Origin of the sequence: Spartinivicinus poritis, assembly GCF_028858535.1 — a bacterium.
GTDB lineage: Bacteria > Pseudomonadota > Gammaproteobacteria > Pseudomonadales > Zooshikellaceae > Spartinivicinus > Spartinivicinus poritis.
In genome coordinates this window covers 1-4,597 of record NZ_JAPMOU010000121.1, presented here as the reverse complement: position 1 = coordinate 4,597, position 4,597 = coordinate 1, and the positions used below count along the sequence as shown (strand labels likewise).

Genomic DNA, 4,597 nt, shown 5'->3' with positions numbered 1-4,597 from the left:
TATTTTATCAGCCGTTGTTAGCCTATTACGACAAAGTCCCTTGGTAATTAGTCCGTCAGTTTCCCTCGGTAATGACATCAGTACACAATATACTACTGTTGCTGGCTATCTCCAAAGTGTGTAATTAGACTAAAATATTTAAAGAGCAGTTTCACAAATTGCTTATCTTTTGCCAAGGCTTTTGAGGCCCGCCACGTTTGCCAAGGCTTTTGAGTCCTGCCATGTTTTCCAAGGTGTCTTTCCATAGCAGTATTTCCCATAGTGTAGGCGTTCTTGATTATAAAACTCCAGCCAGCTGTCTACGCCCTCCTGAATCTCTTCTAGTGTAGAATACACTTTTCGACGAAACATCACGTCATAACCTTCATTTTTCATGGTTTTATGGAAACGCTCGCAAATGCCGTTCGTTTGAGGACTATAAGTTTTTGTTTGAGTATGCTCGATGTCTTCCACATTTAAATACAATTGATAAGAATGGGTTTCTTTTTTGCCACAATACTCTGTGCCTCTATCAGTTAACACCCGTAATAAAGGCACCTCTTCTTGATCGTAGAAACTAATCACCCGGTCATTGAGTATATCCGCTGCTACTAGAGCATTTTTTTCTGTATAAAGTTTGGCGAAGGCAACCCGTGTATAGGTATCAATGAATGTTTGCTGATAAATTTTGCCAATCCCTTTGATATGCCCTACATAATAGGTATCCTGTGCCCCTAAATAACCCGGATGATGGGTTTCGATTTCCCCTTGCGCTTCTCGCTTATCCTTCGCTTTCTTTAAGACCTGTAACTGTCTCTCTGTTAATACATAACCATCCTGAGCCACTTTCGCTTCTAAGGCAGCTAAACGCATTTTAAAGCTTTCTAAATTATGTCGCAGCCAAATTGATCGAACACCATTTTCTGACACAACCAGCCCCTGTTTAGCCAATTCATTCGACACACGGCGTTGACCGTAATCTGGGTATTCATAAGCTATGTTCACAACCGCTTGTTCAATATGAGGCTCTACCCAATTTTTTTCTACAGGCTTCTTACGGCTAATTTCTTGTAACGCCTGTTCTCCACCTTGTTCATACAGCGTTTTAAAGCGATAGTAACTATCTCGGCTGTACCCCATGACCTTGCAAGCTTCTTGGACATTACCTAATTGCTTCGCAAGTTCTAATAAGCCTAGTTTTGGTTTAATAACTTTTGATGCTTGGTTCATTTCTAACACTCCACAGTTAACGAGTAAAAATAGCAAAGTGTCAGATCAACTAAAAACTTCTACAAATTTTTTAATATTTAATACCTGACGCATAAGTGCCTGTTCGTCTCCTGGTTTTTTCTGCTTATAAGGCGCTTCTTCATAATTGGGCTCTGTTTCAATATACGATGCTGGATGCCATCTAATAAATAATCGACGACATTGGCTGCCAAAGCCAATCAAAGAGTGGATAAACATCAATAATAGAAACATAACTTCCCTGGTCATAAAATGTGGAGCTACTGATCGCTGTTCTCCGCAATATTGGTTTCCATTAGACCACTACAAACAACCTACATTGAGAGGGTTGGTTCTTCTTCTCCTGCTGGACAACATCTATAATCCTTATGTTTTTCAAGCAGATCGATTTGCTTTTGATAAAGTTCATTTTCCAGTTCCATTCTACGTATTTTTAGCTTAATTTCTTTTTCTCTGAAAGGCTCACAAACACTGCATGGATCAAGGCAGCCTTTTACAACCAGCCCCCCTGTTGGTAACAACTCAGTGCGCTCCCATGATAGCTCAGCAATAATCCTACCAGTTGGCGTACCATCGTCGTTTAACATACCAACTTTTTCAAGGTCTGCCTTGACAGCAGCTGTGGCAGCAATACGTAAGTCATTGTCTAGAGTTGAAAGCTGGGATATACGGGGAGAGGAGCGCTGCTCAAGTAAGGAGCTAATACTAGTGTTTTGAGTTCCAGGAGTTATTATTTTTGAAATATTATCAGTTGCCAATATGGATTGAGGTACAACAGATAATTTCGTATCAATACGTGTATTATTCGTAACAGTTGTCGGTGTAGCAGAATCATTCACACGAATTTCAATCGCAGCGATTCTCCATTTTATACGTTGAACCTTCATCAACTGCCAAACAAAATAATTTACCACATGGCATTGGTTTTCATTGGATATTCGTCGGGTAGCTGATTCAAAGTGCTGCTCACTCTCACCTTCTGCATGTTCACGCGTTTCTACTTCCCCTATTGATACGGCACGTGATGCACGTACTGATGCAGCCACATAACTAGAAGAGGCTTCTGCATGCCGGCTCAAATTACGGGTAAAATCATAGGACGACTCTCCAGAATGGCCGCCGCCGCCGCCGCCGCCGCCAATTTCGATAATGCCAAGGTTAACAGAAGCACCACCACCACCTTCAGCCCAGCTTTCATCAAATTCATTCTCAATACGGGTGTTTTCTGAAATAGTAAGATCACTCACAGCGTTAGCGAACCCAAAAGACATCTGTGATTCTGCAGAAGTTCTTTCATGACGATAAGACAGAGATGTCTCCTTATCGAAAGACCAACGTGAAGCTTTGTCCACTGTAAACAGTCGAACGGTTTCACTAGGTAATAAACTAATAGTGTGTTGTAAGTCACCTTGAGTTAAACCATCTGTACAACGGCTATATTCAAAAACAAAGATGACATCTACTGGTATACGCTGGCCGTTAATAAAGGGTCTAAACGGCAATTTGTACCTAAATAGCCGGTGATCAGAACAGGGGGCCTCGATTAAATTAGGGCAACAAGGTAACTCTATACTAGGATGCTTAGAGCTCTTTTTTTCTTCACTCATAAAAAAGTACCTCAAATTTATTAAAAAGATTTATTTCAGAAAATTGAATAGTGATTAAATCAATAACAAACTTATAAACTCAAGCACCATTGCTATGCATAAAATTTAACTCTAATTTTATAGTCGTCATTATACAAGCTGTTTTGTAAGGCACTAACAGATATAATGCAAAAATCAAGTTTAATTACACAGTATGTGAAATAATAAATTTATCATAAAAATAACACCAAAAATAATTGGTTGGCGACGAGAATATAACGATAATAAATAACTTTAGCCTAATTTTAAAATTAACAGAGTTACAGTCTCCATTAAGCAATAAATAAAACACTATATGTGTAAAATTATTGTTTGTAATTCACTGTAGCTCAAATACTAATCTACATTAAATTAGATAAAGGAGTGTGTCATACGGAGTCTAAAGTTCCACATTAAAAAACTACCTAGTTTCTGTTAACTTTATACTATTGCTTTGGTGTTGCTACTCATGTTGCTTCCTCCAATGATCAAGAACATCCCTTAATACACCAAAGGGGATTACTAGCACAAAAAGTGTACAATTTATATTGTTTTTAAAACATTGACTCCATAATACTCTATAGTTTTATTGGTAGTTAAATAAATTTCATAAAATAAAGTTGTATGAAATTTATATTCTTTAACTATATAAATCCATACAATATTATTTGTCAGTTTATTTCTTAGTGACTTTATATCTATTGATCGTTATTCAATATTTAAATAAAGAGGACTTTAATTATGGCAGAAAAAAAACTTAGTGATATTTTAAATGCTTTTACTACTCATGTTGGGAGTCAAACAGACGAAAATAATAAAAGCAAAATTTGTGGTCTTTTAGCTCCTGTAGCACTTACTGGCACAGTAACAACAACGTATGATACTGATGGTGATGTGCTTGATATTACATATGAAAACAGCGAAGAGGATGATAGTACATTACAGATGGACTTGCTTTACCAATGTACTGACTGTGAAGGGTGTGGGTTCGGCGACAACGGAGGCGGCAATGGAGGCGGCAATGGAGGCGGCAATGGAGGCGGCAATGGAGGAGGCAATGGAGGCGGCAATGGAGGAGGCAATGGAGGAGGCAATGGAGGCGGCAACGGGTAAGCTAAATAGAATTTGTTTTTTTAAGTAATTATCTATACATCTAGAAAAATATTTATAATTAAATTGCATAAAACTATTTAAATAGTTGTTATTAACATTATTAAATTATAGGGCACCAATAAAAATAGTAGTTTTCGTGATAGCAAAGAAACGTCGTATGGATATCCACAGGGTATAAAAATAGTTGAGTACCCGAGTATGGGATCAAATTGACACGACTACCACAGTAAAATGCTAGCTTAGCAGTGCTCTATAATTTATTTTTAGCTAATATTTTCAATGAAGAAACACAAAAAATAGAGCTTAACAAAATAATTGGAAAGAAAATGAGCCCAACGCTATGGGAATTAAAAAATCGAAAAAAAATTCTGCTGAGCTCGAAAAAAAAGCTTAGAGACTACAAGAGAGTCATACAACATCAAAAAACTAATAACCTGCTAGCCGCTATGGACGATCCAGTCCAAACTAATAACCTGCTAGCGGCTATGGGCGATCCAGTTCAAACTAATAACCTGTTAGCGGCTATGGACGATCCAGCTCAAACTAATAACCTGCTAGCGGCTATGGACGATCCAGCTCAAACTAATAACCTGTTAGCGGCTATGGACGATCCAGCTCAAACTAATAACCTG

Annotated in this window: 5 protein-coding genes; 2 read left to right on the top strand and 3 right to left on the bottom strand. The window is 37.9% G+C overall.

Annotated elements, in window-relative coordinates:
* Positions 1 to 162: 162 nt before the first annotated feature.
* From ORQ98_RS29045 to ORQ98_RS29035, 3 genes are all read right to left on the bottom strand, one after another.
* Positions 163 to 1,209, bottom strand: a complete 1,047-nt coding sequence (locus ORQ98_RS29045) for an IS481 family transposase (protein WP_274692322.1) — start codon at positions 1,207 to 1,209, stop codon at positions 163 to 165.
* A 45-nt stretch (positions 1,210 to 1,254) separates the two neighbouring features.
* On the bottom strand, positions 1,255 to 1,461 hold the full coding sequence (locus tag ORQ98_RS29040; RefSeq protein WP_274692321.1) for a hypothetical protein: 207 nt from the start codon (positions 1,459 to 1,461) through the stop codon (positions 1,255 to 1,257).
* An 80-nt stretch (positions 1,462 to 1,541) separates the two neighbouring features.
* Positions 1,542 to 2,834, bottom strand: coding sequence for a hypothetical protein (locus ORQ98_RS29035; protein WP_274692320.1), 1,293 nt, complete (start codon positions 2,832 to 2,834; stop codon positions 1,542 to 1,544).
* A gap of 759 nt (positions 2,835 to 3,593) precedes the next feature.
* Here ORQ98_RS29035 and ORQ98_RS29030 point away from each other — a divergent pair.
* Positions 3,594 to 3,965 carry a hypothetical protein gene (locus tag ORQ98_RS29030; RefSeq protein ID WP_274692319.1) on the top strand — a complete coding sequence of 124 codons (372 nt, stop codon included), beginning with the start codon at positions 3,594 to 3,596 and terminating at the stop codon, positions 3,963 to 3,965.
* 326 nt (positions 3,966 to 4,291) lie between these two features.
* On the top strand, positions 4,292 to 4,597 hold a 306-nt coding region (locus ORQ98_RS29025), incomplete at its 3' end, for a hypothetical protein (RefSeq protein ID WP_274692318.1).

What these genes read in the sequence shown, in the direction of transcription:
- ORQ98_RS29040 (WP_274692321.1), bottom strand. Translation starts at nt 1,461, where the DNA reads ATGTTTCTATTATTGATGTTTATCCACTCTTTGATTGGCTTTGGCAGC.
- ORQ98_RS29035 (WP_274692320.1), bottom strand. Translation starts at nt 2,834, where the DNA reads ATGAGTGAAGAAAAAAAGAGCTCTAAGCATCCTAGTATAGAGTTACCT.
- ORQ98_RS29030 (WP_274692319.1), top strand. Translation starts at nt 3,594, where the DNA reads ATGGCAGAAAAAAAACTTAGTGATATTTTAAATGCTTTTACTACTCAT.
- ORQ98_RS29045 (WP_274692322.1), bottom strand. Translation starts at nt 1,209, where the DNA reads ATGAACCAAGCATCAAAAGTTATTAAACCAAAACTAGGCTTATTAGAA.